Here is a 1,077-nt window from a genome sequence, read left to right as displayed (position 1 = left end):
CCCTTTGGCGTCGATCCCGTTCTCTCTTCATCCGGACTATGACCGTCGGCCCCGGAATCACACCGGGTCTGCTGACCTTGCCGACGCACCCGACTCAAGTCGTGTGCAACGCCAAGCGCTCGCGGGCTATGCGCATTGCGCGCAATTACCGCCGGTGGGGAATTGCACCCCGCCCTGAGAACGTTTCGCCGCCCATAGGCGGGCGGCGGCAAGTTTGTAACACATATTTCCCGGCCATGCACATGACACTGCGGGAGCGAGCCTGCTCGCGAATGCGGCTTCACATTCAACGCATATGCTGACTGTTACTGCGCTTTCGCGAGCAGGCTCGCTCCCACAAGGATTGTGCTTTTTCCTGAGGGCGGTGATTTTTCTTCGGTCGAGGGTTGATTAATCTGCGCGATGACCGCAGTAATCCCACTTCACCAAGGGATTCCCCCTGCTGACCAGAGGCCAGGTTCATGAGTGTTATCGATCTTCGCAGCGACACCGTCACCCAACCGACTCCCGCCATGCTCGAGGCGATGACCGCAGCGGACACCGGCGACGATGTGTACGGCGAAGATCCGACGGTCAATCGCCTCGAGGCCGAACTGGCCAAACGCCTGGGCTTTGCCGCCGCGCTGTTCGTGCCGACCGGGACCATGAGCAACCTGCTCGGCCTGATGGCGCACTGCGAGCGTGGCGATGAGTACATCGTCGGTCAGCAGGCGCACACCTATAAGTACGAAGGTGGCGGGGCGGCGGTGCTCGGTTCGATTCAGCCGCAGCCGCTGGAAGTGCAGGCCGACGGTTCACTGGATCTGGATCAGGTCGCGGCGGCGATCAAGCCGGACGATTTCCATTTCGCCCGCAGCCGTTTGCTGGCGCTGGAAAACACTATGCAGGGTAAGGTGCTGCCGCTGGAGTATCTGGCCCGAGCCCGACGCTTTACTCAAGAGCATGGCCTGCTATTGCACTTGGACGGCGCGCGGTTGTACAACGCGGCGGTCAGGCTTGGCGTCGATGCCCGGGAAATCACTCAGCATTTCGATTCGGTGTCGGTGTGCCTGTCCAAAGGCCTCGGCGCGCCGGTCG

1 protein-coding gene and 1 riboswitch are annotated in these 1,077 nt (G+C 61.7%); the gene reads left to right on the top strand.

Going from position 1 to position 1,077, the window contains the following annotated elements:
• Positions 1-14 precede the first annotated feature (14 nt).
• Positions 15-186, bottom strand: a riboswitch (FMN riboswitch).
• A 275-nt stretch (positions 187-461) separates the two neighbouring features.
• The coding region (gene ltaE, locus D6877_RS10430) for a low-specificity L-threonine aldolase (RefSeq protein ID WP_130910700.1) at positions 462-1,077 on the top strand (616 nt) is incomplete at its 3' end.

Origin of the sequence: Pseudomonas sp. Sample_9 (assembly GCF_004307535.1) — a bacterium.
In the GTDB taxonomy this organism is placed as follows: Bacteria; Pseudomonadota; Gammaproteobacteria; order Pseudomonadales; family Pseudomonadaceae; genus Aquipseudomonas; species Aquipseudomonas mercuritolerans.
This window is presented reverse-complemented; position numbering and strand designations above follow the sequence as displayed.